This is a genomic window from Mesorhizobium sp. LNHC252B00 (assembly GCF_000502955.1).
In the GTDB taxonomy this organism is placed as follows: domain Bacteria; phylum Pseudomonadota; class Alphaproteobacteria; order Rhizobiales; family Rhizobiaceae; genus Mesorhizobium.
This window is the reverse complement of record NZ_AYWO01000001.1, coordinates 347,717-373,239: the sequence shown is the minus strand read 5'-3', so window position 1 is coordinate 373,239 and position 25,523 is coordinate 347,717. Positions and strand designations below refer to the sequence as shown.

The window sequence follows — 25,523 nt, the reverse complement described above, 5'->3', positions numbered from 1 at the left end:
CGGCTAATGAAAACAATTCTGTGTCTCGCGGCGCTGTCGCAGCGGAGCTAGGTCTTGGCGTGAAGGCTTGCCATCAATCAGGTTTCGGGTGGCCCTTGTGGCCGGATCCGATATGCGTTTCGCCTGACCGACTGGCATTCAGGCCGTCTGGGGGGAGAACGATCACATGGCGATAGCCGGGGCGACTGCATCACGCGGGCCGATGGTGCTCAAGGATTGGGGCCAGCTCCTGCTGCTCGGTGCAATCTGGGGCGGCTCGTTCTTCTTTGCCCGCATCGCGGTGGCGGAACTCCATCCACTGGTGCTGGTGCTGTTTCGTGTCGCCATCGCGGCGGTCGCGCTGCATACCTATCTCGGCCTGCGTGGCCCCTCCTTCCGACTCGCGCTTCCGCATGCCGGCCTGTTCTTCCTGCTGGCACTCACCAACAACGTCGTCCCCTTCTCGCTGATCTTCGCCGGCCAGACGGAGCTTGGCGCCGGCGTTGCCTCGGTGCTCAACGCGACGACGCCGTTCTGGACATTGATCCTGGCCAATGCGTTGACATCAGACGAAAAGCTTTCCTGGAACAAGCTCGCCGGCATTGCGCTCGGCATCGCCGGCACAGCTGTGATGATCGGCCCCGGGCTGCTTGCCGGGCTCGGCGGCCCGGTCTGGGCCAAATTCGCGCTGATCGGCGCTTCGCTGTCCTATGGCATTGCCCTGATGGTCGCCCGCCGCTTCAAGGGCGTGCCCTCGCCGGTCATCGCCACCGGGCAATTGACCGCCTCGACCATCATCATGATTCCGATCGTGCTCTTCACCTATGGTCCAGCAGGCCTGTTCTCGGCCTCACCGCCGGTGTGGGCCGCGGTGCTGGCGCTGGCGCTCTTGTCCACCGCCTTCGCCTACATCCTCTATTTCAACCTTGTTGCCTCCGCCGGCGCCACCAACGCGTCGCTGGTCACGCTCATCGTGCCGGCCAGCGCCATGCTGCTCGGCTTCCTGTTCCTCGGCGAGCGGCTCGAATTGTTCGAAGTCGGCGGCGTGGTGCTGATCGCCCTTGGCCTCGTCACCATCGACGGGCGACTGTTCGGAAGACGTTAGCCGTGCGTCCAACTGGACGCGCCGTAGCGCGAAAGTCAATTCGACTTTCGCGGGGGTAGCGCTGCCATGACACGACAGAGACACATCACCGCCATAATTTATTCACAGGTCTGAAGCCAGTTTTTGCCTAGGAGTTTCAACGCCTAACGGCAAAAGACGGGTCGCGAATCTCACAATCACGTCGCAATGCAGCATATTTTCCGCTTGCCTGTGGCACAAATGAACCTAGACTCCTGGACGTAGCTCTTTAAGAGGAGGCTATGTCATGGGACTTACGAGGCCTATCAACGCATTGATGATCTGTGCTGCGTTCGCCTTTATCGGAGCCCTCATTATGGGTTTCCTTCCCTGACCGCCAAAGCGGGGAAGACCAGCACCCAAATAGTCCAACCAATTCAAAAGGCCGGGTTTTTCCCGGCCTTTTGTTGTTGAGCCTGGCTCAGGCAGCGGCTGATCCGGCGGCCGTCGCCTCATGCGAGCGGATGCCGATCATATGGCAGATGGCAAAGACCAGATCGGCCCGGTTCATCGTATAGAAGTGGAAATCGCCGACGCCGCGCTCGACCAGATCCATGACCTGTTCGGCCGCCACCGCCGATGCCACCAGCGCATGCGTCTGCGGGTCCCGGTCGAGGCCCTCGAACCGTTCCGCCAGCCAGCCGGGCACATGCGCGCCCGCCCTCGCGGAAAAGTTCGCGACCTGCTTGAAACTGTGAACCGGCTGGATGCCCGGCACAATGGGGATGTAGATGCCGGCGCGGCGGACGCGCTCGACATAGCGCTCGTAGAGATCATTATCGAAGAAGAACTGGGTGATCGCCCGCGTCGCGCCATTGTCGACCTTGCGTTTCAGCATCTCGATGTCGGTGGCGAAATCGGGGCTTTGCGGATGCTTCTCCGGGTAAGCCGCGACGGAGATGTCGAAATCCGCGATCGACTTCAGCCCGGCGACCAGCTCCGCGCCATTCTCGTAGCCACCGGGATGCGGGCGATAGGGTTCGCCGACGCCGGAGGCCGGGTCACCGCGCAGCGCCACGAACCGGTTGATGCCGATCGACTTGTAGTCCTGGATGACCGCGTCGACCTCGTCGCGCGTTGCACCGACGCAGGTCAGATGCGCCGCGGCAGGAATATCGGTTTCCGTCAGGATGCGCTTTACGGTGCGGGCGGTGCGCTCACGTGTCGAGCCGCCGGCGCCGTAGGTCACCGAGACGAATTTCGGCTTCAGCGGCTCCAGCCTTGTGACTGTGTCCCAAAGCCTGGCCTCCATGTCGTCGGTCTTCGGCGGAAAGAATTCGAAGGAAACCCTGACCTTGTCGCCGATGTCGGGGCGGCGGGAAAAGCGGAACTGGTTCATCAGGCGGTTTCCCTTATCTGCTTGCTGTCGTTGGAAGGATCGGCGATCAGCAGCCGCCGGTCGCGGCCAAGCCAGAGTTTCACGGTGAGCCTGGCCTCGTTACCGCCGCGCGGCTCGAACTCCTGGGCATCTTCCAGATCGAGCCCGGCTTCCGCAAACCAATCGATGATCTGCCGGTCGGAAAAGCCGAGCCGCACATGGGCATGCTCGTCGCGCAGGAATTCCAGCGTATGCGGCGCGAAGTCGACGATGACCAGGCGCCCGGCCGGGCGCAAAAGCCGCGCCGCCTCATGAATGGCGCGCGCGGGATCGTCGAGATAATGCAGCACCTGGTGAATGGTGACGAGATCGAACGCATCGCGCTCGACCGGCGGCGCGAAGATGTCACCCTGCCGCACCTGCGCGTTTGAAACGCCGGCCTTGTCGAGATTGGCCCGTGCCACGGTCAGCATTTCGCGCGACATGTCGATGCCGACGCCGCGCCGGTAGAGTGGCGAGAAGATTTCGAGCAGCCGCCCGGTGCCGGTGCCGAGATCGAGCATGGACTGGAACGGCCGCTTGCCGACCAGCTTCAGCATGGCGGCTTCGACGGCGCGATCCGGCACGTGCAGCGAACGGATATGGTCCCAGCTCGCCGCATTCACGGAAAAGTACTGGACCGCCCGGTCCTGCCGCTTGCGCTTGACCGAGGCCAGCCGTTCGAGGTCGCGTTCAACCTGCGGATCGGCATCGCGAATGCCGGAAACCAGCCCCATGACGAAGTCACGTGCGGAATCCGCGTCCGACAGGCGGAAGAAGGCCCATGACCCTTCCTGATAGCGGCCGATCAGCCCGGCCTCCAGCAGGAGCTTCAGGTGCCGCGAAACGCGCGGCTGCGACTGGCCGAGAATTTCGGTAAGATCGGAAACAGTGAGGTCGCCGCGCGACAACAGTGCCAGTATGCGCAAGCGGCTGGATTCGGCCGCCGCCTTCAACGTATCCACCATGGTGTCGAGCGAGACATGCATCAGCGTATTCTCTTTGAAAAGATATAAACATATGTTTATGTCGATTTTCAAAACCTTGCAAGCGCTATGTCGCTGCCGGACAAGAAAATGCCGCATGCGTGATTCTCGATGCATGTCGCCTAAAAGTATGTCGCCGTTTTGAGATAACGACATGCACCAACAAAAAGATGAGCGGAATGACCGGATCGCGTGAGATGTTCGAGGAACGCGAAGGCGAGCGTAGGCTGGAAAACGATCCGGCATCTATGCCACCGGATGGCGGTATCGTCTTCATCGGCCGCATCGCTTCGCCATGGGCGACGAGGGAAACCTGCCCGAAGAACATGCGTGCCGCGGGCGAGACCGGACAGCCCGCGGTGCTGACCATCGACGCGCCCTATCGCGAGGGCCTGCAAGGGCTGGAGCGCGCCAGCCACGTCATCATCCTGTCCTGGCTGCATCATGCGCCGCGAGACCTGATCGTGCAGAAACCGCGCCATGCGGCTGAAGCGAAAGGCGTATTTTCGCTGCGCTCCCCGGCCCGCCCTAACCCAATCGGGCTGCATGTGGCCAGGCTGGTGGGGCTCGACCAAGACACCGGCCGCATCGATCTCGACGCCATCGACGTGCTCGACGGTACGCCGGTCATCGACCTGAAACCCTATTTCGCCTCGACCGACGCTTTTGCCGAGGCAACCATTGAAGGGCGCGACGAGCCCGATCGGATCCGGCCATGACGGCGCCGACCGGCCGCCGCCGCGCCATCGCCAAGGCGCTGACGGCACTGCTGCCGCTGGCGCCCTATGCCGATATGGAGAAGATCCGCACCGACGCCGGTGCGGTCCACATGAAAACCTTGCCGCCGGGCATCGCCGTATGGCTGGCGACGATTGCCCATATCCGCCACATGCACACCGATTACGAGAAACTGCTGGCCGAAGGTTACGATCGCGACTCGGCGCGTTTCTTCGTCATCGAGCAGACCAACGTCGTGCTCACCCGCTGGCGCGCGACCCGCCTGCTCGACGCCGATGACGAGGAGGATTGAACGCAGTCATTTCCGCGCGAGCAGGGCGACGGCAGAACCGGAATGGTAGTGCAATTCCAATCCAATGTATCGTTCAGACAATCATGGAGGCCGAACAGCGCCGAGCGGTTGGCTCTATGCCTTCTGCCTAGCATCGCTAGCCTGCTGGCCTCGCCTTGCGTCAGGAGGTCCCAATGAGGGAGACGATGAACGAGATGCAACTGCCCATCGTCGGCGACCGCCATCTCGACCCACATTCTTACCCCGAGGGCGTCGCTTTCCTTGACGGCCAATACCTGCCGATGTCGCAAGCCAAGATCTCGGTGCTGGACTGGGGCTTTCTGCATTCCGACGCCACTTATGACACCGCGCATGTCTGGAAAGGTCGTTTCTTCCGGCTCGACCTGCATCTGGACCGCTTCTTCGGCGGGCTGGACAAGCTGCGCATGACGATCCCCTTCTTCCGCGAAGGCGTGACCGAAATCCTGCACAATTGTGTGGCGCTGTCCGGCCATCGCGCCGCCTATGTCGAGATGCTGTGCACGCGCGGCGCCTCGCCGACCTTCAGCCGCGACCCGCGCCAGGCGATCAACCGGTTCATGGCGTTCGCCGTGCCATTCGGTTCGGTTGCCAATGCAGAGCAGTTGCAGCGCGGCCTACGCGTCGCCATCAGCGACAAGGTGCGCATTCCGCCGGCTTCGATCGACCCGACGATCAAGAACTACCACTGGCTCGATCTGGTGCGCGGCCTCTACGATGCCTACGACCGCGGCGCCGAGACCGCGTTGATTCTCGACTTCAACGGCAATGTCGCCGAAGGCCCGGGCTTCAACGTCTTCTGCGTCAAGGATGGCAAACTGTCGACGCCTTCCATTGGCGTGCTGCCCGGCATCACAAGGCGCACCGTCTTCGATCTTTGCATCGAACAAGGTCTTGCGGCCGCCGCCACCAATGTCAGCGTTGCCGCATTACGTGACGCCGACGAGGTTTTCATCACCTCCACCGCCGGCGGCATCATGCCGGTGACGGAGGTCGACGGCGTCCGGATCGCTGACGGCACGGTCGGCGCGGTCACCAGCCGGCTGATGGGACTTTACTGGGAGAAGCACGACGACCCGGCATGGTCGAGCCCTGTGAATTATCCCTGATCGACCGGCGTCCTGTAAAAAGATTCGCCTCGGCCTCTGGAAAATCAGGCGATAGACCGTATATGCCTCAAAGCGGAGCAGCCTCCGTTTCCACCGAAATCACGCCCGCAGGGGCAAGGACTCCACACTATGACAAACAAGGTTTGGTTCATCACCGGATCGTCGAAGGGCTTTGGCCGCGTGTGGGCCGAGGCAGCGCTAGCGCGTGGCGACCGCGTTGCCGCGACCGCCCGCGATGCCGGCACGCTCGCCGATCTCGTCGAGAAGTACGGCGAAAACATTGCCGCGATGAAGCTCGACGTCACCGACAAGAAAGCCGTCGATGCCGCTGTCGCCGAGGCGCACAAGCGCTTTGGCCGGCTCGACGTCGTCATCAACAATGCCGGCTACGGCCATTTCGGCGCCATCGAGGAAGTCAGCGAACAGGAAGCCCGCGACCAGATCGAAACCAATGTGTTCGGCGCGCTCTGGGTCACCCAGGCCGCCCTGCCGATCATGCGGGCGCAGCGCTCCGGCCACATCATCCAGATCTCGTCGATCGGCGGCGTCAACGCCTTTGCCTCGCTCGGCCTCTACCACGCCTCGAAGTGGGCGCTGGAGGCGCTCAGCCAGTCGCTGAGCATCGAGGTCGCGGAATTCGGCATCCATGTCACGCTGGTCGAACCCGGTGGTTTCTCCACCGATTGGGCCGGCCCGTCGGCAAAGGTCTCCCAACCGATCGAGGCCTATGCGCCCGCCCGCGCCAAGATGGCAGAACGCCGCGCCAATTCGGTCGCCGGCGATCCCGAGGCCACCGGGCCGGCCATGCTGGCCATTGTCGACGCCGCCGAGCCGCCGCTCAGGGTATTCTTCGGCGACGGCGGCTTGCCGATGATCAAACAGGAATATGCAAACCGCATCGCCATGATGGAAACATGGGACCACGTTTCCATCATGGCGCAAGGCGAGAAGAAGAACCGCAAGGGCTGAAGCCCAGCGCTTTTGCTACGCCGCTCCATGGGCGGCGTAGCCTACTCTCAGGCTTGATAGATCCATTGTTCCGGTACGCGTACCGATATCTCTTCGCCGGCCCGGATCGTTCCCGGCTTCTCGACCCAGGCGACGACGCCACGCAGCCGCTTTGCCGCCTTCGGGAACAACAGCGCACCGGCCTCGATATCGGCCATCTCTGCATGTTCGGCGATCGAACGGCCGGCGATTCGGCAAGGGCCGTTCTGCGCGTCGACCTTGATGGTCACGCCGCCCTTGAAGAACAGCAGCGTGCCGGGCGGCAGCATTGAGAGGTTTGGCACTCCTTCGATCACCAGGTTGGCGCCGATCCACTCCGGCTTGATCTCGGCCAGGCTCATCCGTTCCGCGACGATGGCGAGTTCATCCAATGCCACGATCGATATCTGCCGTTCGTTGCGCATTTCGGTGCCGCGCGGATACCAGGGCTCGCGCCCGCCCGAACGCCGCGTCGACCCGGCATGGAAATCGCCCGCTATGCCGTCGAAACCCAGCCGCAATTCGTCCGCCGGGCGCGTCTGGAAATGATCCGATGGTGCCGCGTAAAGTGCTGCCGCCTTGGCGACAAGCTTTCGCGCGGGGACGATTTCAACCGGCTTTTCAGCTTGGGGGAAGAGATCCAGCATGGCTTCATTCCTTGGATGATGCCGCTTGGTTTTGCCCTTCGGCTGGCAAGGCCGCAAGAGCGGTTTGGGCCAAACCGCGCAACTCTTCGACCGAAGCGCCGTCCCGAGCCTGGATCGACATGCCATTCATCACACCGGCAAGGTATTTGGCGAAGCCCTCGACCGAGAGGTTTTCCGGGAGGTCGCCCACTACCCTGCCCTTGGCCAGCCGGGCTGCAATCGCCGCTTCACTTGCCTTGCGATAGATCTTGAGTTCATCGGCGATGGCTTGCGCCTGCGGCGAGGCTGCCAACGCGCCGCTGACGAACAGACAGCCAGCAGGCTTGCCGGGCCTGGAATACGCCTCCGCCGCGCCGACCAGCAACCGCCGGATCGCTTCCCGCGTCGATACCGGCGCGCTCAGCGCTTCCAGCGCAAACCCAATCTCGGTTTCGTGGTAGCGCGTCAGTGCCTTGCGGAACAAGGTCTCCTTGTCGGTGAAGGCGTTGTAGATCTGCGGCGGCGTCAGGCCCATCGCCTCGCGCAGCATGGCCAGCGACGTCGCCTCATAGCCATGCTCCCAGAATAGATGCATCGCCGCATCCAGCGCCCGGTCGGGGTCGAATGCGCGCGGCCGTCCGCCACGGGGCTTTTCCAAATCTTCCATATCGATCGATACGAAACCTGTTGACTCGCCTTCTTCTTGTAACGTAACAATTGATACGAAACATCGCAAGCCGGACGAATATCCGCCGGAAGCTATGCAAACCAGCGAACAGGAGAGAGCCAAATGCCAATCACCGTGACCGCGCCGGAAGGCGTACTGACCCCTGCGGGAGAACGCGAGATCCTGCCGCGTCTCAGCACCGCCCTCATCGAAGCCTCGGGCGCCACCGGCAATCCGTTCTTCACCGCGATCGTCGGCGGCACGGTCCATGTCCTGCCGCTTCATCGCATCTACGCCGGCGGCGTCAATTGCCCGGTCGTGATGGTCGAGCTGAAGCTGCCCAACATCGGCCTCGGTTCGATCGAAGCTCGAAATAGCTTCATCACCGCAGCCGCCGGGATCGTCGCCGAGCTTTGCGAGCCAAACCACCGGCCCGAAGACACCTGGATCAACATCGTCAACGCACCCGACGGCGGCTGGGGGATCGGTGACAGGCAATATACGGGCGAGGCGCTTATCACTGCCGCCACCGCCGCCGCGCACTGATCCGGCAAAAAGCAAACCCATGCGGCTCTCCCCTTCCCTGTTCTTCACCACCAATTGCGAACCGGCACTGACCTTCTACGAGCAGTGCGGCCTTGGCCGGGGGACGATCCTGCTGCGCTGGGGCGACAACGATATGCCGGTGCGAACCGAAGCCATGCGTGGAAAGGTGCTGCACGCGCGGTTCGAAGGCCCAGGCGTCCTGTTCCACGCTTCGGACAATGACGATGCGGAGCCAATGAAAGGCTCCGCCTTGATGCTGGAATTCGACGACCTGACCGCGATGCGCGGGCTTTTCAACCGCATGGGTGAGGCTGGCCGGATCACCGTCCCTCTGGCGAGGCAAGTTTGGGGAACCAGGTTCGGCATGCTGGTCGACGCCTTCGGCGTGCAGTGGATGTTTAACTGTCCCAATGAATGAGGTCCGCTGCGGGTCACGATCTTCTTACCTGAATCGAACCACTCCCACACAGCGCCGCATTGCCGCCGCGCTGTGCCGGCTACATGATGCCTCCGAACCATCGCGGAGGGTCTCATGCGTCCCGGGACGGCAATCACGCTTCTTTGGCTGATCTGGGTGATGTCGTGGGCCGCTGCCGCCTTCTGGGCCGACAAAGCCTCGAAGCGTGCCGGCTTCCGGGCCGAGGCGCCTTACCGCGCGGCTCTGATGACCGGCACCATCCTGCTCTTCATTCCGGCGCATAACTATGTCGGCCGGCTTCGCCTGTGGTCTCCCAACCTTGCCGAAGCCTGGATTTGCGTCGCACTGATTGCCGTAGGCTTCGCCCTCTGCTGGTGGGCGCGCCTGCATCTCGGTCGCTTGTGGTCGGGCACCGTCACCGCCAAGGCCGGGCACCGTGTCGTCGACACTGGCCCGTACGGCCTCGTCCGCCATCCGATCTACACAGGACTGCTTTTGGCAATCCTTGCCACCATGGCGGCGAAAGGCACTGTCTGGGGTGTTGCCGGCGCCCTCCTGCTGACCATCGGCATCGTCATGAAGGCAAAGCTCGAGGAACGCTTCCTGCGCGGCGAGCTGGGCAGCGCCTATGACGACTACATCAGGCGGGTACCGATGCTGGTGCCGTTCGCACCGGTCTGGCACGAATAGCTCTCTACAGCATCCTGAGAAGCGCGCCGCCTATCGAATAGCCCGCGCCAAAGGCACAGATCAGGCCGAAATCGCCGGGTTTCATGTCGGCGTGGTTCTCCGAAAGTGCAACGATGGCGCCGGCGCCCGCCGTGTTGCCAAGCCGTTCAAGCACCATCGGCGCGCGATCGTGATCGACCTCGTGGCCGAATGACAGTTTCAGGATCATGGCATTCATCCGCGCATTGGCCTGATGCAGCCAGAAGCGCCTCACCGCCTGTGGCGTCAGGCCGTGCTCGGCGAGGAATTCCACGATGAACTTCTGCCCGGCAACGGTGACTTCCTTGAACACCCTGTTACCGACCTGCTTGATCAGATTGCCTTCCAGGTTGATCATGTAGGGGTCGTCCTGGGCGGTTCGGGTGTGGTAGCCGAGATTGGTGCGGATGTTGTTCGACATCTGCGTCCAGATGCGTGTGTCCAGCACCTCGAAACGCCCAGGCCGTTTGTCGCCCTGAGCAAGTCCCTCCACCACCATCGACACCGAGGCATCGCCGAAGATGAAATGCGTCTGCCGGTCGCGGAAATTGAGATGGCCGGTGATGATTTCCGGCGTCGTCACCAGAATGCGCTTGTGCGCGCCCGAGCGCACCAAATTCACTGCCATGTGAAGGGCCGCCGCGGCGGACGAACAGCCAAGCCCCATGTCGAATCCGGCGCCCTTGGTGCCCAGCGCCTCCTGCATTTCGACGGCGATCGCCGGATAGGGCCGCTGGTGGTGCGAGGCCGAGCAGATCACAAGGTCGATATCGGACGGGTCTAGGCCAGCATGGTCGAGAGCCTTCTTGGCCGAGGCGATACCGAACTCGGCTTCAAGCGACAACGCATCGTCGGGCCGTGCCGGAATGCGCGGCGCCATGCGGGTCGGATCGAGAATGCCCTCGCGCTCGATGACGTGACGGGTGCGCACGCCCGAAGCGTGGACGATGAAGTCACTGTCGGATTTCGGCAGCGGCGGCTCGCCGGTGCCCAGGCGGCGCGCATTCTCCATGTCGACCCAGGCATTGAAGCTGGCGACCAGTTCTTCATTGGTGATTGTGGCTTCAGGGATTTCAACGCCGATGCCGCTGATGATGACGCGATGCATATATCCAGTCCGTCCGGCGTTCCAGGCTTCATGTGGACGCCGGAATGCGCCGGCGCAACAGTTTTCTCACCGCGGCGGTTTACACCGACTTAAACCAATCCTCACCAAGCGCACATCTTGGTGTTGGTCTGCGGGTTGTTCCAGCAGGCACCATCGTCGCGGCTGCGCACGAACTGCCCCGGCAGCGGCACATTGCGGTGGCCGAGATTGACATAACCATAGGCTAAGCCCGGCTCGTCGATCTCCAGAACATAGGTCGGATAGCCCGGCGCCGAGATGCGGAAACTGCCGGCGCCGTCAATCGAGCGATAGCTGCAGGCGAAATAACCGTCATCGCTGGTGAAGCAGCGCGCCCGCTTGGCCTCCGCCGAGATCGAGAACGCCAGAAGTGCCGCCGCGCACACGCCACCGCCGAAAAGCATCTTTTTCAGTGTCATTATCCACCCCTGCCACGCGGGCATTGTCATCCCATCGGAATGAATTGCGCATGGCGGCGAAACGGGGTCAAGCGGCGACAACAGGCGTCGTGCAAGATGGATAATCAGGCCCGTTTGGCGACGATGAAGATGCGCGGAAAGCGCAAAAGCACTTTGCCGCTCGCCGTCTTCGGATAGGCCTTGGCGATCTTGGCCGTGTAGCTGTCGAGGAACAGCGCCCTCTCATTCGCATCGAGCGGGTCGACAAAGGGCTTCAAACCGGTCGACTTGACCCACTCGACGATCGCCTCGGCGTCGGCAAGCGGGTGGTTGTAGATCGTGTGCCAGATGTCCAGCCGATCGCTGAGCGGCGAAAGAAGGTCATAGTAGAACGACACCGATGGCAGGGGGGCGCGCGCCGCGCCCTTCATCTTGGCGGAAAACGGCATTTCGGCGGCGGTTTCCCGCATCAGGCGGTGCGAGTCCTCGCCCATATTGTCGGGCATCTGAACGGTCAAGGCGCCACCCGGCGCCAGGAAGCCCATCAGCCGCTGGAAGACCGCGGGATGCTCGGGCAGCCATTGGAACACCGCATTGGCGAAGATCACGTCGACCGGCTCCGCCGGCTGCCATCTTGAGGCATCGGCGAGATCAAAAGTGACCTCGGGGAGACGCGCCTTCGCCTTCTCGATCATGTCGGGCGAAGTGTCAAAACCGCTTACCTGCGCATTCGGCCAGCGCTGGACAAGCAGCTCGGTCGAATTGCCCGGCCCGCAGCCGACGTCGACGACCCGGCGCGGAAAATCCACCGGCACCTGCGCCACCAAGTCCCGCGCGGGCCGCGTGCGCTCATCCTCGAATTTCAGGTACTGAGCGGCTGACCAATCGGGCTTTTGTAAAACGCCGCCGTTATTCATCGATAGACCTCGCGACGGTTGCCTATTTCCACGACCAGGACGACAAGACGGCTATCCCAGAACTGGACGATGATGCGATAGTCGCCGACGCGAAATCGCCAAGCTTCTTCTTTGGTCGCTGTCAGACGCTTGGCCAGAACTTTCGGATCGGGATGCGCCGAAACTCTTCCAGAGAGGAACTCCAGGATTCGGCGCTGGTCTTTTGTCGAAAGCCGCTCAATATCTTTTTTGGCTCGCAGCGTGAACTCGACACGCCAACTCATCCAGCGGCGGGCTTCTTGCCGCGCTCCTCGACTTCACGAAGTTCAAGCTTGCGGATCATCTCCTCCAGCGGGACACGAACGCCGTCATCATTCCTGATGCGCTCCTCGGCAATCCTGGCGTCCTGCCAATCCTCGATAGCCTCGAGGATCGCATCAACTGCGATCTGATCGGCCGTGCGACCGCTGGCCTTGGCCATGTCGGCTAGCAGCTTCTCGGTCTTTTGCGGCAGTTTGACTGTGATCATATACAGCTCCGTCAGGCCAATTTAGGTCAAACGCCGATCACCCGCAACGGCCCTGCCCCTTACCGCGTCAGCCTCTTATAGGTCATGCGGTGCGGGTTGACGGCATCCGGCCCGAGGCGGCGGATCTTGTCCTGCTCGTAATCCTCGAAATTGCCCTCGAACCATTCGACGTGGCTGTCACCCTCGAATGCGAGGATGTGCGTCGCCAGGCGGTCGAGGAACATGCGATCGTGCGAGATGATGACCGCGCAACCGCCGAAGTTTTCCAGCGCGTCTTCCAGTGCGGCAAGCGTTTCCGTATCGAGATCGTTGGTCGGTTCGTCGAGCAGCAGCACGTTGCCGCCGGTCTTCAGCATCTTGGCCAGATGCACGCGGTTACGCTGGCCGCCGGAGAGATTGCCGACCTTCTGCTGCTGGTCGCCGCCACGAAAGTTGAACGAGGCGCAATAAGCACGCGTGTTGGCCTCGAACTTGCCGAGTTTGACCACTTCGGCGCCGCCGGAAATCTCTTCCCACACCGTCTTCGACGGATCGAGCGCATCGCGGCTCTGGTCGACATAGCCGAGCTTCACCGTTTCGCCAACGCGGATCGTGCCGGCATCCGGCTTTTCCTGACCGGTGATCATGCGGAACAGCGTCGTCTTGCCGGCGCCATTCGGGCCGATGACGCCGACGATGCCGCCGGGCGGCAGCTTGAATTCCAGCCCGTCGATCAAAAGCGTATCGCCAAAGCCCTTTGACAGGCCTTCCGCCTCGATCACGACATTGCCGAGCCGCTCGCCATGCGGAATGACGATCTGTGTATCGCTCGGACGCCGCTTGTCGGCTGCATCCAAAAGATCCTGGAACGCCTGGATACGCGCCTTGGATTTGGTCTGGCGCGCCTTCGGGCTCGACTGGATCCACTCGCGCTCGCGGCCGATGGCGCGCTGGCGGGCGTCGTCCTCGCGACCTTCCTGCTTGAGCCGCTTGGCCTTGGCTTCGAGGTACTTGGTGTAGTTGCCCTCATAGGGAATGCCGCGGCCGCGATCGAGTTCGAGGATCCAGCCGGTGACATTGTCGAGGAAGTAGCGATCGTGCGTGATGATCATCACGGCGCCCGGATAGGCACGCAGATGCTTTTCCAGCCACGCCGTGGTTTCGGCGTCGAGATGGTTGGTCGGTTCGTCGAGCAGCAGAAGGTCGGGCTGGCGCAGCAAGAGCTGGCAAAGCGCTACGCGGCGGCGCTCGCCGCCCGAAAGCTTGGTGACTTCTGAATCCTTGGGCGGGCAGCCCAGCGCTTCCATCGCCATCTCGACCTGTTGTTCGAGATCCCACAGGTTGAGCCGGTCCATCTCGTCCTGGAGCTTGGCCGACTCGTCGGCCGTCTCGTCGGAATAGTTCATCATCAATTCGTTGTAGCGCTCGATGATGGCGGTCTTGGCGGCGACGCCTTCCATGATGTTTTCGAACACGGTCTTGTTCGGATCGAGGGCCGGCTCCTGTGCCAGGTAGCCGACAGTGGCGCCTTCAGCCAGCCAGGCTTCGCCGTTCCACTCCTTGTCGAGCCCGGCCATGATCTTGAGGATCGTCGACTTGCCCGACCCGTTGGGGCCGAGGATGCCGATCTTGGCGTCGGGATAGAAGGACAGATGGATGTTCTCGAGCACCTTCTTGGTGCCGTAGGCCTTGTTGAGCCCGGCCATGTGATAGATGAACTGGCGTGCCACGCGCGCTTTCCCTGATAAACTGACTGATCCAGAAAACGGACTGGATTTGTCGAATTGAGTGGAGGTTGGCCGCTATGTAGGCGATGCGGCGGCGAACGGCAATCGCTTTTGCCATATCTGGCCGGTCACGTGGACAAGCGCGCGCTGCCGGTACCCGCCCGGAGCCGCACCCCGCATTTACTGGAACCCGATCGCGTCGACGGTGCCGGTCGGGCAGCCGGCCTTGTTGGTCGGCACCGACGCCAGCAGCAGACCCTTCAGCGAGCTGTCGGGGCCGATCGGGCCAGCGAGGCCGAGTGTCAACTCCCCGATCAGCCGCCGGCCGCTCGACGGATCGATGACGCAGGACACGCGTACACGGTCCCCGGCCCCGGCACCGAAGGCGGCGTCGAAGGCGCCGCGAATCTGGTCCGCCGTCAGCTTGCCGCCGATGTTCTTGGCAAAGAGACCGCGCACCGGCGAGCTGTTCACCTCACGCATCAGCTTGAGCGCGTCGGAGAAGTATTCCTGCTGGCTCTTGCCGTAGCAGGTGCCGTGCTTGATCCACTCATGCCGATCGAGCTGCGAAGCCGTGCCTGGCATCACCTTGTCGAGTTCCGCGCGTGTGACCGCGTCCAGATTGACGGGCGGCAGATCCTTCCAGTGGGCCGGAATGTCGTTGGCCTTGTCGCCAGCTGACGCCTGGCAATAGAAATTGCCGTTCGGCTGCGGCCACAATCCGTGCAAGGTGAAGTTGGTGGCATCGAATTCGTTCGGGTTTTGCGCCTTGCATTCGGCCTTGTTCGACTTGGTCTCGCAAAAAGCCGGCTGCCAGCTCAGTGCGAAGACGTATTCGGGTTTTCCGGACATTGCCAGGTTGCCTTTATCGACTGGTGCTGCCGGCACGGTCGCCACGCTGCCAGAGACATGGCCGCAGCTAACCTTCACCCACCGTCGCTCCGGATCGGCGCCCGGCACCTGGATAAGGTAATGCGTCGGCGCCTCCTTGTTACCGGCAAGCAACTGGTAGCTCTGTCCGGCATCGGTCGAGACATTGCCGGGGTTCTTGCCGTTCTTGATGGCTTGCGTTGCCGGACAGGCGGCGTCGGCGACGAAGCTGCCGCTCATCTTGACATCGGCATGCGCCACACCGGCCAGCGACGCCGCCAGCATGGCCAATCCGAAAACAACACCAATGCGCATGGAGAATCCCCGGCTGAAGAAAGTGGGCGACAGACTGAAGCTGTCTCCATGTCAGAATTGCGATATTTCAGCGGCCAAATGCAAGAAACATCGTCGCGGAAAAGCAGGCACAGCGGATTGACGCAAAACCGGCACCGGCGCAAACAAAGCCGGCGCCGCGATGGTGCCGGAGCCTGGAGACCAAGCGGCATGTCATTCAGCCAGCAGCGCGTGGTTGCCTCGCCGACCGGTGCCGTTCTCAATCTTTTCGTCAGGCATGCCGAGGGCCGGCCGCGTGCCGTTGTCCAGATCAATCACGGGCTGGCCGAGCACGCCGCGCGCTATGCCCGCTTCGCCGATTTCCTCGCCCAGCGCGGCTTCCACGTCTATGTCCACGATCATCGCGGCCATGGTGCGACCAAGGCCCCCGACGCGCCGCTCGGCAGGTTCGCCGGCAAGGACGGCCCGGCCAAGGTGATCGCCGACATCGATGCCATTCACGATGTCATCGCCAGCGAATGCCCGAACCGGTTGGTCATCCTGTTTGGTCATTCGATGGGTGCGTCCATGGCGCTGAACTACCTGCTGCGCCATTCGCCGCGCGTTCATGCCGCCGCGATCTGGAACGGCAATTTTTCTCAAGGCCTGCTCGGCCAGCTGGCGCTCGGTATTCTTGCCTGGGAGCGGTTCCGGCTGGGCTCGGACGTTCCGTCGCGGCTGCTGCCGAAACTCACCTTTCAGGCCTGGGGCAAGGCGGTGCCTGACCACCGCACGCTGTTCGACTGGCTGTCACGCGACGAGGCCGAGGTGGCGAAATACATCGCCGATCCGCTCTGCGGCTGGGATGCTTCGGTGTCGATGTGGCGCGACGTTGTCGGTTTGGCGCTGAACGGGGGCAAGGATGCCGGCTTTGCCGGCATCCGGCGCGGCCTTCCCGTCAACATCGTTGGCGGCGAAAAAGATCCCGCCTCGGACTACGGCAAGGGGATCATGCATCTTGCCGGTCGCATGCGTGCGATGGGCTTTTCGAATCTCGTTTCAAAGGTTTACGCCGACACCCGCCACGAAAGCCTGAACGAAGTGAATCGCGACATCATCATGGATGATTTTGCGACCTGGGCCGACGGCGTGCTGAAGGGTTGAAGGGATTGGCCTATCGCAAGAGCCGTGACAGCCATTGCAGGGCTTGATAGAGGCTCTGCATTCGCAGCAATCAAGGTGATTGCAGCAACCACGGTGATTTATGGCCGAACCCCCGCTGAAAGGCGTCCGCGTCGTCGAACTCGCCCGCATCCTTGCCGGGCCATGGGCCGGGCAATTGCTTGCCGATCTCGGCGCCGATGTGATCAAGGTCGAGAGCCCCGATGGTGGCGACGATACCCGCAAATGGGGTCCGCCCTTCGTCATGGGCAAGGATGGCGAGAACCTGTCGGCTGCCTATTACCATTCCTGTAATCGTGGCAAGCGCTCCATCGCCATCGACTTCTCGACGCCGGCGGGCGCCGAGACCGTGCGCCGGCTGGTCGCGACGTCGGATGTGCTGATCGAGAACTTCAAGCTCGGCGGCCTGAAGAAGTACGGCCTCGACTATGACAGTCTGCGCAAGATGAACCCCCGCCTCGTCTATTGTTCGATCACCGGCTTCGGCCAGGATGGCCCATACGCGCCACGCGCCGGCTACGACTTCATCATCCAGGCCATGGCCGGCATGATGTCGATCACCGGCGAGGTTGGCCGCGAGCCGCAAAAGGCCGGCGTCGCCATCTCGGACATCTTCACCGGCCTGTATTCGGTCATCGCCATCCAGGCTGCACTACGCCATGCCGAACAGACCGGCGAAGGCCAGCAGATCGACATGGCACTCTTCGACACCCAGATCTCGGCGCTCGGCAACCAGAACCTCAACTATCTCGTTTCCGGCAAGTCGCCGGTGCAGATGGGCAATGCGCATATGAACATCGCCCCTTACGAAGTGGTGCCGGTCAGGGATGGCCACATCATCCTGGCCGTCGGCAATGACGGCCAGTTCGCGAAATTCTGCGCTGCCGTCGGGTTGGACGATTTGCCTGTCGATCCAGACTTTGCGACAAATCCGGCCCGGGTCGTCAACCGGGTCAAGCTGCGCGAACGCATCATCGAGGCGCTGAAGGTTTTTGATCGCGATCCGCTACTGGCAAAGCTGGAAGCGGCGAGCGTGCCGGCCAGCCCGATCAACACGATCGGCCAGATGTTCGCCGATCCGCAGACCATCGCGCGCGGCATGCGGCTCGATCTCGACGACGGCCACGGCAACCTTCTGCCGTCGGTGCGCGCGCCGATGATCATGTCTGGTACGCCGCTCGTCTATGAACGTCCCTCGCCGCGCCTGGGCGAGCACACGCAAGAAATCCTGGCCGAACTGGAGAAGTCTGGACAATGAAGACCGGCGGACAACTGATCGTCGACGCGCTCGAAGCCAACGGCACCGACCGCATCTATTGCGTGCCGGGTGAATCCTATCTGGCGGTGCTCGACGCGCTGCACGATTCGGCGATCCGCACCATCGTCTGCCGCCAGGAAGGCGGTGCGGCGATGATGGCCGATTGTCACGGCCGCCTGACCGGCAAGCCCGGCATCTGCTTCGTCACCCGCGGCCCCGGCGCCACCAACGCCTCGGCCGGCATCCACATCGCCATGCAGGATTCCATACCCGTCATCCTGTTCATCGGCCAGGTCGCCAGCCATGCCAAGGAGCGCGAGGCCTTCCAGGAGGTGGATTACGTCAGGTTCTTCGGTGACATCGCCAAATGGGTGGTCGAGATCGACGATGCGTCGCGCATCCCGGAATTCGTCACCCGCGCCTTCGCGGTGGCGACATCGGGCCGCCCTGGCCCGGTCGTCATCTCGCTGCCGGAAGACATGCTGACCAGCGTCGTCGAAGCGCCCATCGCGCTGGCCCACACACCGGTCGAAACGCGAGCCGGCGAAGCCGAACTCGACGCGCTGGAGAAATTGCTGGCCAACGCCAAGCGGCCGTTCGTCATCCTCGGCGGCACGCGCTGGGATGCCGAGGCGGTTGCACAAATGCGCACGATCGCCGAGGCGTGGTCGCTGCCGGTCGGTTGTTCGTTCCGCCGCCAGATGCTGTTCGACCATCTGCATCCGAACTATGCCGGCGATGTCGGCATCGGCATCAATCCGAAGCTGGCGACAGCGATCAAGCAGGCCGATCTCGTGCTGCTGATCGGCGGCCGCATGGGCGAAATGCCGTCGTCCGACTACACGCTGTTGAAGAGCCCCTATCCGGACCAGGCGCTTGTCCATATCCATGCCGACGCAGGTGAACTTGGCCGCGTTTACCGGCCGGCACTGGCGATCAACGCCTCGCCATCCGCCTTTGTCGAGGCTTTCGCCAAACGCAAGCCGGCCTCGGCTCCGAGTTCGGCAGCCGAAACGTCAAAGTTGCATGCCGCCTATCTCGACTGGTCGACGCCGCCGGAGAGCGGCCCCGGCTCGGTCCAGATGGGGCCGATCATGAACTACCTGGAAAAGATGTTGCCTGACGACGCCATCCTCACCAATGGCGCCGGCAATTACGCTACCTGGGTGCATCGCTTCCATCGCTCCCGCCGCTTTGCCACGCAAGCAGCACCGACCTCAGGCTCGATGGGCTATGGCACGCCTGCTGCGGTCGCCGCCAAAGAGCTGTTTCCGGATCGAACCGTGGTCGCCTTCGCGGGCGACGGCTGCTTCCTGATGAACGGGCAGGAGTTCGCCACCGCCGTGCAGTACGACCTGCCGATCGTCGTCGTCGTCGTCAACAACGGCATCTACGGCACCATCCGCATGCATCAGGAGCGCGAATACCCCGGCCGCGTCATCGCCACTGATTTGAAGAACCCTGACTTCGCGGCCCTCGCCCGCGCCTATGGCGGGCATGGCGAGACGGTCGAGAAGACCGCGGAGTTCGCCCCGGCCTTCGAGCGTGCCCTCGCCAGCGGCAAGCCGGCGATCGTCGAAATCAGGCTCGATCCGGAGGCGATCACGCCGACCCGGACGATGAGCCAGATCCGCGACAAGGCGTGATTCACACAAAAGGGGCGGTCGCCCGCCCCTCTTTCGGAACAGCCTGTACTACTTCGCCTTTTCGATCTGGCCGCGGATCTCACCGTCCTTGTTGGCTGATGTATGGATGTTGACGTAATATTTGCCCGACTCCAAGTCAGCCGCCTGGGCATCCGTCAGCGTTTCAGATCCCCTGATCGGGCTCTTGAGTTTTTTGAATGGGATGACCGGGTCGGCGTTTGCACCCATCGCCGCCGGGCCGTGAATGTGCGCGCCCGTTGCTGGTCCGCTGAGGCCTGAATATTTGACGTTCCAGCTGAGCTTCTTCTTGGCCGTGTCGAACGTGAAAGTGGCCGTGCCCTTGCCCTTCGTGGTGACGGGCGGGTTTTGCTGGCCGCCGTCGAGCGTCGCCTTGAACTTTTCCGTGGCGGCCAGAGCCGGCGATGCGAACAGGAACGCGGTCGAAATGGCCAGCGCCGAAAGCGCCGGGAAGAAGGATAGGTTGCGCATGAAGCACCTCCGATTGGGATGTCGCATCCGTCGCGCCTCCCGGCGCGCGCATGCGGTAATGCAACGGCTGAGCAGCGAAATGTATCCCACCACACGCTTTTGTGATGGCTGATGAAGGAATCCGATCGCTTGCCCTTCCCGGATTCCAGGGAATGACCCGTCAGACCGCCGCCAGCGCCTGCGTCAGGTCGGCGATCAGATCGTCCGGGTGCTCGACACCGATCGACAACCTGACCGTGGTCTCAAGCACGCCGATGCGCTGGCGCACCTCGACGGGAATTCCCGAATGGGTCATGGCCGCGGGGTGACTGGCCAGCGATTCCGTTCCGCCGAGGCTTACCGCCAGCTTGAATATCTGCAGCCCGTTGAGGAAGGCGAAGGCCGCCTTCTCCCCGCCCCTGATGTCGAAGGAGAAGGTCGATCCGGCGCCACTGCATTGCGCCCTGTAGACGCGGCCCGCTGGCGTATCCTCGCCCAGGAACGGCAAATAATGTACCTTCTCGACCTTGGCATGATCGCGCAGGAATTCGGCGACCAGGCGCGCATTGTCGTTGGCCCGCTCCATTCGGATCGACAGCGTCTCCAGCGACCGGCCGAGCATCCAGCAGGAATGCGGGTCGAGCTGCGTGCCGATCGCGCCGCGAAGCGCCTTGATGGGCTTGGTGACCGCCTTGCTGCCCATGGCGGCGCCCGCGATCAGGTCGGAATGGCCGCCGACATATTTGGTCAGCGAATAGACAGAGACATCGGCGCCATGTTCGATCGGCCGCTGGAAAACCGGGCCGAGCAATGTGTTGTCGCAGACGACGATCGGCGTCGACCCTTGAGCCGCGCCAATCTCGTCGGCGATCGTCCGCATCAGGTCGATGTCGACCAGGCTATTGGTCGGATTTGACGGCGTCTCGACCAGGATGACCGATACGCGGCCTTTCGCGACGGCCGCGTCGGTAGCCGCGCGCACTGCCGTCTCGTCGACGCCGTCGGCGAAGCCGACAGCGCCGACGCCGAGACCTGAAAGCGTGCGCGTCAGAAGCGTCTCGGTGCCGCCATAGAGTGGCTGCGAATGCAGGATGACGTCGCCCGGACGGGCATAGGCGAGCAGAATGGTGGCGATCGCCGACATGCCTGACGAAAACAGGATGCAGGCATCCGTCCCCTCGTAGATCGCCAGCCGGTCCTCGACGATCTCGCTGTTGGGATGGTTGAAGCGCGAATAGACCAGGCCGGACGCGGTACCGCTCGGCGGCTCCTTGCGGCCCGACGTGTAGTCGAAGAAGTCGCGTCCCTCTTCCGCCGACTTGAAGACGAAAGTCGAGGTGAGGAATACCGGTGGTTTGACCGCGCCCTCCGAAAGCTGCGGATCGAAACCATAGCTCAGCATCAGCGTCTCCGGATGGAGCTTGTGGTTGCCGATATGGGTTTTCGATGGGCGTGGCGCGGTCATGTCTTTCTGCCTTATTCGAGGAGTGTCGCGGCAATTTATGCGATCCTGATCCGCCAGTCCTTGCTATTCTTCGGCTCGCATGCCTGCATTCCCGCAACAAATTGCCTGGAGAGACCGAAAGTGCAGCAGAAGATAGCCGATGATTTCGACCGCAGGATCCTGCGTGAGCTGCAGGCCGATGCCCGCATCACCAACAACGAGCTTGCCGAACGGATCGGCTTGTCGCCGTCGCCTTGCCTCCGGCGGGTGCGGCAGCTGGAGGAAACCGGCGTCATCAGGGGCTACACCACGTTGGTCGACCCCACAGCCTTCGGCTGGAGCATGGTCGCCATCGCCACCATCCGGCTCAGCCGCCAGAACGAGGACGAGATCGTGATGTTCGAGGATGCGATCCGCGGCTGGGAAGAGGTCCTGGAATGCCACCTCGTCACCGGCTCGCGCGACTATGTGCTGAAGGTAGTGACCGGAAGCCTCGAGCAGTACGAGCGCTTCATCAAGGAAAAGATCGCGCGACTGAAATGCGTCGCCTCGATCGAGACCAGCTTCGTCATGAACACCATAAAGGAACGGCGCCTCTAGCACCAATGCATGTCGCGCAAAAGTGTGCAGCGGTTTTGNTACTTGACCGCCTTGTCGGTGATGGCGGTGGTGTAGGCGCCGGTCGGCTCCTTGGTGATGATCTTCTGGTCGAGCAGCGCCTTGGCGGTGCGCTCGTAGGTTGCCGGATCGAGCTTGCCGTCGGCATTGTCGATCAGCTTGGCGACTTCGCTCATCATCCGCTTCTGGTGGTTTTCGTCCTGGCCGCCGCCGTCCATGACGATGCTCGCGGCTTCGTCATTGTGGTCGATGGCGTATTTCCAGCCCTTCATCGAAGCGCGCACGAAACGCACCATCTTGTCCTCGAAGGCCGGATCCTTGAGCTTGTCTTCCGACGCATAAAGCCCGTCTTCGAGCAGGTCGTTGCCCATGGCCGAATAGTTGAACACGGTCAGCTGTTCGGGCTTGTAGCCGGCGTCGATCAGCTGCCAGTACTCGTTGTAGGTCATGACCGAGATGCAATCCGCCTGCTTCTGGATCAGTGGCTGCACGTCGAAGCTCTGCTTCAGGACGGTGACGCCGTCCGGACCGCCATCGGTCTTGAGGCCAAGCTTGTTCATCCATGCGTAGAACGGATATTCGTTGCCGAAGAACCAGACGCCGAGCGTGTGGCCCTTGAAGTCGGCTTCGGTCTTGATCGGGCCGTCCTTGGGGCAGACCAACTCCATGCCGGCCTTCTTGAACGGCTGGGCGATGTTGACCAGCGGCACGCCCTTCTCGCGGGCGGCCAGCGCACCGCCCATCCAGTCAACGATGACGTCGGCGCCGCCACCGGCGATCACCTGCTCGGGGGCAATATCCGGACCGCCCGGCTTGATGTCGACGTCGAGGCCTTCGGCCTCATAGAAACCCTTGGCCTTGGCAACATAGTAGCCGGCAAACTGGGCCTGCGTGACCCATTTCAGCTGCAAGGTCACCTTGTCGGCGGCCATTGCCTGGAAAGCGGCTAGCGACATCGCGCCGGCCAGAACTGGAATAACAAGTCTTTTCATGTTTTTACCCTCTGAAGTTAGCACCCTTAAACCCACCGCCCCTATCCACCACGGACAGAGGGATGCCAAAACGTGACGGCTCTTTCGACAAGAGCGACCACGCCATAAAAGACCGAACCCGCAAGTGCTGCAACTGCGATTTCGGCCCAGACCATGTCGATGTTCATCCGCCCGACCTCGGTCGAGATGCGGAAGCCCATGCCGACGACAGGCGTACCGAAGAACTCGGCGACGATGGCGCCGATCAGCGCCAGCGTCGAGTTGATCTTCAGCGCGTTGAAGATGAAGGGCGCGGCTGCCGGTAGCCTGAGCTTCAACAACGTCTGCCAGTAGCCCGAAGCATATGTGCGCATCAGGTCGCGTTCCATATGGCCCGAGGCGGCGAGACCCGCGACCGTGTTCACCAGCATCGGGAAGAAGGTCATAATGATGACCACCGCCGCCTTGGACTGCCAGTCGAAGCCGAACCACATGACCATGATCGGTGCGACGCCAATGATCGGCAGCGCCGAGACCATGTTGCCGATCGGCAGCAGCCCGCGCCGTAGGAACGGCACACGGTCGGCGAGCACCGCGGCGATGAAGCCGGCGCCACTGCCCACGACATAGCCGAAGACAACCGCCTTGAAGATGGTTTGACGGACGTCGGCGCCGAGTACAGGCAGCGAACCGGCGATGCGCACGCCGATGGCGCTAGGCGGCGGCAACAGGATGAAGGGGATGCCCGCGCCTCGCGTCACCGCTTCCCAGATGATCAGGATCCAGGCGCCGAAGATGGCTGGGATGATCAGGCGCAACCCCGTCCGAGCCCAACTGGCGAAAGGACGTAATGACGACAGCACCGCCACGCAGCGCCAGCCAAGCAGCCATGCGGCCGCGAGCAGCAGGAAATACGGCGCCAGTGCGGTGCCCTCAAAACCGGTAATGCCCGATATCAGCAGCCAGGCGATCAGGTGAGCGCCGACAAAGAGCACCATCGCTTCAGCAAGGGGCGGAATCCTGGTCATCGAGACCAGCGCTGCCAGTATGGCCAAGCCGAACATCAGGCTTTTGGCTCCGAGATAGGGATAATTGATGCTGACCGTTGGGTCCGTAAGCGCCGCCGCTTCCGGCTTCGACATCGCGCCGAGCGCCACCGCGATCAGGCACAGCACGATGGCCAGCCCAGCTTGCCAGGAAAGCTTCAGCCAGTTCATGCCGGCCTCCCGCCCATGGCACGGTCGACGATGCGCCCGGCAATGCCGACCACCATGACCAGAAGTGCGGCCACCACAGAGCCGGCGACCAGCGCCGACCAGATGTCGATGGACTGGCTGTAATAAGCGCCGGCCAACAGCTTGGCGCCGATGCCGGCGACAGCACCGGTCGGCAGTTCGCCGACGATGGCGCCGACCAGGCTTGCCGCCACCGCCACCTTCATCGAGGTGAACAGGAACGGCACCGAGGCCGGCACGCGCAATTTCCAGAACGTCTGCGCACGGCTGGCATTGTAGGTGTGCATCAGGTCGAGATGCATGATCTCGGGCGAGCGCAGCCCCTTCACCATGCCCACGGTCACCGGGAAGAACGACAGATAGGTCGAGATCATCGCCTTCGGCACCAGGCCGGTGATGCCGATAGCCGCCAGCACGACGATGATCATCGGCGCCACCGCCAGGATGGGAATGGTCTGCGAGGCGATAATCCACGGCATCAGGCTGCGGTCGAGCGTCGCCACATGCACGATGCCGACAGCGATGATGATGCCGAGCGCCGTGCCGAAAGCAAAGCCGAGCAGCGTGGACGACAGCGTCACCCAGGCATTGTAGACGAGGCTGCGACTGGAGGTAACGGGCCGCAGGAACGTGTTTTCGAAGAAATTCACCGCCACCTGATGCGGCGCCGGCAGCGTCGGCTTCGGCTGCGCCAGCGTGTTGGCGATGAACCCGCTCAAGGCAGGTGATTCACCGGCGCGGCGGTCGAGATCGCGCTGGAACGGTGTGTTGAGGATGACGGCGAAAACATACCAGAGGACGACGACGCCAGCGAGGATCGAGGTCACGGGAATGAGCTTGTCGCGGAAGGTGTCCATCTAGCGAGCCTCGCCAGGTACGCGCCCTCCTCTCCCCGACGGGGAGAGGGTGGCCGGAGCGAAGCGGAGGTCGGGTGAGGGGGTAGAAATCTTTCCGTCCAGGCAAGCCAAGATCGTATCCAGGACCGCTCGACGTTCGGCCAAAACCTCATGGTTCCAGAACCGGAGAACCGAATAACCATGGCCATTCAGCCAAGCTGTTCTGGCCGGATCGGTTGGTGAATCCGCGTGTTGGCTGCCGTCGAGTTCGACAATCAGGCCCATCTCACGGCAAACAAAATCAGCGATGAATGGCCCAAGCGGCACCTGCCTCACAAATTTGTAGCCGTTGAGGTGACGGCCCCTCAGTTCTCCCCAAAGCCTGTACTCGGCTTCGGTCTCGTCAAACCGCAGCTTTCGGGCGCGCTCGGTTGCCCCGACCTTTCTTTTGGTCGGATCTGTCGGCGCCGCCCCCTCACCCGACCTCCGCTTCGCTCCGGCCACCCTCTCCCC

At 62.5% G+C, this 25,523-nt stretch carries 29 protein-coding genes; 12 read left to right on the top strand and 17 right to left on the bottom strand.

The features are described from left to right. The first annotated feature begins 166 nt into the window (after positions 1-166). A complete protein-coding gene (locus X744_RS167510) occupies positions 167-1,084 on the top strand; it encodes a DMT family transporter (RefSeq protein ID WP_023756987.1) in 918 nt (305 codons plus the stop codon). Between the two features lie 439 nt (positions 1,085-1,523). Here the strand turns inward: X744_RS167510 and metF are convergent, their stop codons facing one another. Both metF and X744_RS167520 read right to left on the bottom strand, forming a co-directional pair. Further along, on the bottom strand, positions 1,524-2,441 hold the full coding sequence (gene metF / locus X744_RS167515) for a methylenetetrahydrofolate reductase [NAD(P)H] (RefSeq protein WP_023756986.1): 918 nt from the start codon (positions 2,439-2,441) through the stop codon (positions 1,524-1,526). Then, positions 2,441-3,448, bottom strand: coding sequence for a metalloregulator ArsR/SmtB family transcription factor (locus X744_RS167520; RefSeq protein WP_023756985.1), 1,008 nt, complete (start codon positions 3,446-3,448; stop codon positions 2,441-2,443). The genes metF and X744_RS167520 overlap by 1 nt, the downstream gene beginning before the upstream one ends. A 176-nt stretch (positions 3,449-3,624) precedes the next feature. Between X744_RS167520 and tsaA the strand changes: the two genes are divergently transcribed. The 4 genes from tsaA to X744_RS167540 all read left to right on the top strand — a co-directional run bounded on the left by tsaA (position 3,625) and on the right by X744_RS167540 (position 6,571). Beyond that, positions 3,625-4,164, top strand: a complete 540-nt coding sequence (gene tsaA, locus X744_RS167525) for a tRNA (N6-threonylcarbamoyladenosine(37)-N6)-methyltransferase TrmO (RefSeq protein WP_023756984.1) — start codon at positions 3,625-3,627, stop codon at positions 4,162-4,164. Continuing rightward, the gene (locus X744_RS167530; protein WP_023756983.1) at positions 4,161-4,475 is read left to right on the top strand and encodes a DUF2293 domain-containing protein; all 315 of its coding nucleotides are present in this window, start codon (positions 4,161-4,163) and stop codon (positions 4,473-4,475) included. The genes tsaA and X744_RS167530 overlap by 4 nt, the downstream gene beginning before the upstream one ends. Before the next feature lie 173 nt (positions 4,476-4,648). Continuing rightward, on the top strand, positions 4,649-5,602 hold the full coding sequence (locus tag X744_RS167535) for a D-amino acid aminotransferase (protein ID WP_023756982.1): 954 nt from the start codon (positions 4,649-4,651) through the stop codon (positions 5,600-5,602). Between the two features lie 129 nt (positions 5,603-5,731). Continuing rightward, positions 5,732-6,571 (top strand): SDR family oxidoreductase, encoded by an 840-nt coding sequence (locus X744_RS167540; protein ID WP_023756981.1) that lies wholly within the window; start codon positions 5,732-5,734, stop codon positions 6,569-6,571. 47 nt (positions 6,572-6,618) lie between these two features. On the opposite strand, the gene X744_RS167545 is transcribed toward X744_RS167540, so the two are convergent. Together X744_RS167545 and X744_RS167550 are read right to left on the bottom strand one after the other, a co-directional pair. Beyond that, positions 6,619-7,236 (bottom strand): MOSC domain-containing protein, encoded by a 618-nt coding sequence (locus X744_RS167545; protein WP_023756980.1) that lies wholly within the window; start codon positions 7,234-7,236, stop codon positions 6,619-6,621. 4 nt (positions 7,237-7,240) lie between these two features. After that, positions 7,241-7,810: a TetR/AcrR family transcriptional regulator gene (locus tag X744_RS167550; protein ID WP_245266379.1), complete on the bottom strand. Its 570-nt coding sequence runs from the start codon at positions 7,808-7,810 to the stop codon at positions 7,241-7,243. 195 nt (positions 7,811-8,005) lie between these two features. Between X744_RS167550 and X744_RS167555 the strand changes: the two genes are divergently transcribed. The 3 genes from X744_RS167555 to X744_RS167565 all read left to right on the top strand — a co-directional run bounded on the left by X744_RS167555 (position 8,006) and on the right by X744_RS167565 (position 9,536). After that, entirely contained in the window at positions 8,006-8,428 is a 423-nt protein-coding gene (locus X744_RS167555; RefSeq protein ID WP_023756978.1) for a hypothetical protein, read from the top strand. A gap of 19 nt (positions 8,429-8,447) precedes the next feature. Then, complete coding sequence (locus X744_RS167560; RefSeq protein WP_023756977.1) at positions 8,448-8,846, top strand: glyoxalase/bleomycin resistance/extradiol dioxygenase family protein; 399 nt, start codon at positions 8,448-8,450, stop codon at positions 8,844-8,846. A 114-nt stretch (positions 8,847-8,960) separates the two neighbouring features. Beyond that, positions 8,961-9,536, top strand: a complete 576-nt coding sequence (locus tag X744_RS167565; protein WP_023756976.1) for an isoprenylcysteine carboxylmethyltransferase family protein — start codon at positions 8,961-8,963, stop codon at positions 9,534-9,536. A gap of 4 nt (positions 9,537-9,540) precedes the next feature. Here the strand turns inward: X744_RS167565 and X744_RS167570 are convergent, their stop codons facing one another. The 7 genes from X744_RS167570 to X744_RS167600 form a co-directional block, all read right to left on the bottom strand. Then, positions 9,541-10,662 (bottom strand): beta-ketoacyl-ACP synthase III, encoded by a 1,122-nt coding sequence (locus X744_RS167570; RefSeq protein WP_023756975.1) that lies wholly within the window; start codon positions 10,660-10,662, stop codon positions 9,541-9,543. A 101-nt stretch (positions 10,663-10,763) separates the two neighbouring features. After that, positions 10,764-11,099 carry a hypothetical protein gene (locus X744_RS167575; RefSeq protein WP_050589465.1) on the bottom strand — a complete coding sequence of 112 codons (336 nt, stop codon included), beginning with the start codon at positions 11,097-11,099 and terminating at the stop codon, positions 10,764-10,766. 104 nt (positions 11,100-11,203) lie between these two features. Beyond that, positions 11,204-11,995, bottom strand: coding sequence for a trans-aconitate 2-methyltransferase (gene tam / locus X744_RS167580; protein ID WP_031259520.1), 792 nt, complete (start codon positions 11,993-11,995; stop codon positions 11,204-11,206). Beyond that, positions 11,992-12,258: a type II toxin-antitoxin system RelE/ParE family toxin gene (locus tag X744_RS167585; protein ID WP_023756972.1), complete on the bottom strand. Its 267-nt coding sequence runs from the start codon at positions 12,256-12,258 to the stop codon at positions 11,992-11,994. The genes tam and X744_RS167585 overlap by 4 nt, the downstream gene beginning before the upstream one ends. Further along, positions 12,255-12,503, bottom strand: a complete 249-nt coding sequence (locus X744_RS167590) for a DUF6290 family protein (RefSeq protein WP_023756971.1) — start codon at positions 12,501-12,503, stop codon at positions 12,255-12,257. Before X744_RS167590 ends, X744_RS167585 begins: the two co-directional genes overlap by 4 nt. Before the next feature lie 59 nt (positions 12,504-12,562). Beyond that, positions 12,563-14,212: an energy-dependent translational throttle protein EttA gene (gene ettA / locus X744_RS167595; RefSeq protein WP_023756970.1), complete on the bottom strand. Its 1,650-nt coding sequence runs from the start codon at positions 14,210-14,212 to the stop codon at positions 12,563-12,565. Positions 14,213-14,389: 177 nt separating this feature from the next. Next, a complete protein-coding gene (locus tag X744_RS167600; protein WP_023756969.1) occupies positions 14,390-15,394 on the bottom strand; it encodes a ribonuclease in 1,005 nt (334 codons plus the stop codon). Between the two features lie 189 nt (positions 15,395-15,583). On the opposite strand from X744_RS167600, the gene X744_RS167605 reads away from it, so the two are divergent. The 3 genes from X744_RS167605 to X744_RS167615 all read left to right on the top strand — a co-directional run bounded on the left by X744_RS167605 (position 15,584) and on the right by X744_RS167615 (position 19,438). Continuing rightward, positions 15,584-16,516, top strand: a complete 933-nt coding sequence (locus X744_RS167605) for an alpha/beta hydrolase (protein WP_023756968.1) — start codon at positions 15,584-15,586, stop codon at positions 16,514-16,516. A 100-nt stretch (positions 16,517-16,616) separates the two neighbouring features. Continuing rightward, on the top strand, positions 16,617-17,792 hold the full coding sequence (locus tag X744_RS167610) for a CaiB/BaiF CoA-transferase family protein (RefSeq protein ID WP_023756967.1): 1,176 nt from the start codon (positions 16,617-16,619) through the stop codon (positions 17,790-17,792). Then, positions 17,789-19,438, top strand: a complete 1,650-nt coding sequence (locus tag X744_RS167615) for a thiamine pyrophosphate-binding protein (protein WP_023756966.1) — start codon at positions 17,789-17,791, stop codon at positions 19,436-19,438. Before X744_RS167610 ends, X744_RS167615 begins: the two co-directional genes overlap by 4 nt. A gap of 48 nt (positions 19,439-19,486) precedes the next feature. Here X744_RS167615 and X744_RS167620 read toward each other — a convergent pair whose 3' ends face one another. Both X744_RS167620 and X744_RS167625 read right to left on the bottom strand, forming a co-directional pair. Next, positions 19,487-19,927 (bottom strand): CHRD domain-containing protein, encoded by a 441-nt coding sequence (locus tag X744_RS167620; protein ID WP_023756965.1) that lies wholly within the window; start codon positions 19,925-19,927, stop codon positions 19,487-19,489. Between the two features lie 160 nt (positions 19,928-20,087). After that, the gene (locus X744_RS167625; protein WP_023756964.1) at positions 20,088-21,371 is read right to left on the bottom strand and encodes a cystathionine gamma-synthase family protein; all 1,284 of its coding nucleotides are present in this window, start codon (positions 21,369-21,371) and stop codon (positions 20,088-20,090) included. Between the two features lie 120 nt (positions 21,372-21,491). Between X744_RS167625 and X744_RS167630 the strand changes: the two genes are divergently transcribed. Continuing rightward, entirely contained in the window at positions 21,492-21,950 is a 459-nt protein-coding gene (locus tag X744_RS167630) for an Lrp/AsnC family transcriptional regulator (protein ID WP_023756963.1), read from the top strand. On the opposite strand, the gene X744_RS167635 is transcribed toward X744_RS167630, so the two are convergent. Genes X744_RS167635 through X744_RS01000000169125 form a run of 4 tightly spaced genes read right to left on the bottom strand, consistent with a single transcriptional unit; the run spans position 21,947 to position 25,514 of the window. Next, complete coding sequence (locus tag X744_RS167635; RefSeq protein ID WP_023756962.1) at positions 21,947-22,960, bottom strand: ABC transporter substrate-binding protein; 1,014 nt, start codon at positions 22,958-22,960, stop codon at positions 21,947-21,949. The two genes, X744_RS167630 and X744_RS167635, sit on opposite strands and share 4 nt — an antisense overlap. A gap of 41 nt (positions 22,961-23,001) precedes the next feature. After that, positions 23,002-24,156, bottom strand: a complete 1,155-nt coding sequence (locus X744_RS167640) for an ABC transporter permease (protein ID WP_023756961.1) — start codon at positions 24,154-24,156, stop codon at positions 23,002-23,004. Further along, positions 24,153-25,031 (bottom strand): ABC transporter permease, encoded by an 879-nt coding sequence (locus X744_RS167645; RefSeq protein WP_023756960.1) that lies wholly within the window; start codon positions 25,029-25,031, stop codon positions 24,153-24,155. The genes X744_RS167640 and X744_RS167645 overlap by 4 nt, the downstream gene beginning before the upstream one ends. Continuing rightward, positions 25,032-25,514 carry an endonuclease domain-containing protein gene (locus X744_RS01000000169125; RefSeq protein WP_050589471.1) on the bottom strand — a complete coding sequence of 161 codons (483 nt, stop codon included), beginning with the start codon at positions 25,512-25,514 and terminating at the stop codon, positions 25,032-25,034. Between the last annotated feature and the right edge of the window lie 9 nt (positions 25,515-25,523).

What these genes read in the sequence shown, in the direction of transcription:
- X744_RS167640 (WP_023756961.1), bottom strand. Translation starts at nt 24,156, where the DNA reads ATGAACTGGCTGAAGCTTTCCTGGCAAGCTGGGCTGGCCATCGTGCTG.
- X744_RS167565 (WP_023756976.1), top strand. Translation starts at nt 8,961, where the DNA reads ATGCGTCCCGGGACGGCAATCACGCTTCTTTGGCTGATCTGGGTGATG.
- X744_RS167570 (WP_023756975.1), bottom strand. Translation starts at nt 10,662, where the DNA reads ATGCATCGCGTCATCATCAGCGGCATCGGCGTTGAAATCCCTGAAGCC.
- X744_RS167600 (WP_023756969.1), bottom strand. Translation starts at nt 15,394, where the DNA reads ATGCGCATTGGTGTTGTTTTCGGATTGGCCATGCTGGCGGCGTCGCTG.
- X744_RS167510 (WP_023756987.1), top strand. Translation starts at nt 167, where the DNA reads ATGGCGATAGCCGGGGCGACTGCATCACGCGGGCCGATGGTGCTCAAG.
- X744_RS167555 (WP_023756978.1), top strand. Translation starts at nt 8,006, where the DNA reads ATGCCAATCACCGTGACCGCGCCGGAAGGCGTACTGACCCCTGCGGGA.
- X744_RS167615 (WP_023756966.1), top strand. Translation starts at nt 17,789, where the DNA reads ATGAAGACCGGCGGACAACTGATCGTCGACGCGCTCGAAGCCAACGGC.
- X744_RS167620 (WP_023756965.1), bottom strand. Translation starts at nt 19,927, where the DNA reads ATGCGCAACCTATCCTTCTTCCCGGCGCTTTCGGCGCTGGCCATTTCG.
- X744_RS167550 (WP_245266379.1), bottom strand. Translation starts at nt 7,810, where the DNA reads ATGCATCTATTCTGGGAGCATGGCTATGAGGCGACGTCGCTGGCCATG.
- X744_RS167585 (WP_023756972.1), bottom strand. Translation starts at nt 12,258, where the DNA reads ATGAGTTGGCGTGTCGAGTTCACGCTGCGAGCCAAAAAAGATATTGAG.
- X744_RS167575 (WP_050589465.1), bottom strand. Translation starts at nt 11,099, where the DNA reads ATGACACTGAAAAAGATGCTTTTCGGCGGTGGCGTGTGCGCGGCGGCA.
- X744_RS167590 (WP_023756971.1), bottom strand. Translation starts at nt 12,503, where the DNA reads ATGATCACAGTCAAACTGCCGCAAAAGACCGAGAAGCTGCTAGCCGAC.
- X744_RS167610 (WP_023756967.1), top strand. Translation starts at nt 16,617, where the DNA reads ATGGCCGAACCCCCGCTGAAAGGCGTCCGCGTCGTCGAACTCGCCCGC.
- X744_RS167530 (WP_023756983.1), top strand. Translation starts at nt 4,161, where the DNA reads ATGACGGCGCCGACCGGCCGCCGCCGCGCCATCGCCAAGGCGCTGACG.
- X744_RS167545 (WP_023756980.1), bottom strand. Translation starts at nt 7,236, where the DNA reads ATGCTGGATCTCTTCCCCCAAGCTGAAAAGCCGGTTGAAATCGTCCCC.
- X744_RS167535 (WP_023756982.1), top strand. Translation starts at nt 4,649, where the DNA reads ATGAGGGAGACGATGAACGAGATGCAACTGCCCATCGTCGGCGACCGC.
- X744_RS167560 (WP_023756977.1), top strand. Translation starts at nt 8,448, where the DNA reads ATGCGGCTCTCCCCTTCCCTGTTCTTCACCACCAATTGCGAACCGGCA.
- metF (WP_023756986.1), bottom strand. Translation starts at nt 2,441, where the DNA reads ATGAACCAGTTCCGCTTTTCCCGCCGCCCCGACATCGGCGACAAGGTC.
- X744_RS167625 (WP_023756964.1), bottom strand. Translation starts at nt 21,371, where the DNA reads ATGACCGCGCCACGCCCATCGAAAACCCATATCGGCAACCACAAGCTC.
- tam (WP_031259520.1), bottom strand. Translation starts at nt 11,995, where the DNA reads ATGAATAACGGCGGCGTTTTACAAAAGCCCGATTGGTCAGCCGCTCAG.
- X744_RS167540 (WP_023756981.1), top strand. Translation starts at nt 5,732, where the DNA reads ATGACAAACAAGGTTTGGTTCATCACCGGATCGTCGAAGGGCTTTGGC.
- X744_RS167645 (WP_023756960.1), bottom strand. Translation starts at nt 25,031, where the DNA reads ATGGACACCTTCCGCGACAAGCTCATTCCCGTGACCTCGATCCTCGCT.
- tsaA (WP_023756984.1), top strand. Translation starts at nt 3,625, where the DNA reads ATGACCGGATCGCGTGAGATGTTCGAGGAACGCGAAGGCGAGCGTAGG.
- X744_RS167605 (WP_023756968.1), top strand. Translation starts at nt 15,584, where the DNA reads ATGTCATTCAGCCAGCAGCGCGTGGTTGCCTCGCCGACCGGTGCCGTT.
- X744_RS167520 (WP_023756985.1), bottom strand. Translation starts at nt 3,448, where the DNA reads ATGCATGTCTCGCTCGACACCATGGTGGATACGTTGAAGGCGGCGGCC.